At 61.6% G+C, this 558-nt stretch carries 1 protein-coding gene; it reads left to right on the plus strand.

All coding sequences use genetic code 11. The features are described 5' to 3' along the window. Positions 1-91: 91 nt before the first annotated feature. Positions 92-558, plus strand: a 467-nt coding sequence (locus AWU74_RS07610; RefSeq protein WP_162505040.1) for an AMP-binding protein, incomplete at its 3' end; no start/stop codon positions are given.

The raw sequence follows: 558 nt of genomic DNA on the forward strand, positions 1-558 counted from the left end.
CTCCGACGATTTTCAAGGCGAAACGCGGCAGGAAGGCTGAAAAACTTGCAGGGAGTCTGTCCGTGCCGCAGCAGTATAAGGGGGTATTCGTGTGAAAATATCGGAAAGAATGCCGTGGAAATTCCTTGAAGAACGGCGCGGCAGCGCGTTCGGCGGCGAATGGCCCACCGTCCCCGAAATGTTCGACATTACCGCGCGGCGCTTCCCCGCCCGCCCCTGCTTCACCGACTTCGACCCCGACAAAATCACCCGCACCTATGCCGAAGCGCGCAGAAACTGCCTGAAGCTCGCCTCGTGGATTCGGGAGCAGGGCGTGCAGAAAGGCGACCGCGTCGCCGTTACGGGCAAAAACTCGTCGGAGTGGGCGACGGTGTACCTGTCCGCGCTCTATGCGGGCTGCGTCATCGTGCCGCTCGACTACGGGCTGCGCAACGAGGAAATCGCCAACCTGATCGGCACAGCGTCCCCGCGCCTCGTGTTCGTCGACGAGGAGAAGCTCGCGTATTTCGCCCAGCGTCCCGGCGGCGGGGCGAAAGTCTATTCCCTCAGCAGAAAAAA

The organism is Treponema endosymbiont of Eucomonympha sp., from assembly GCF_001028545.1.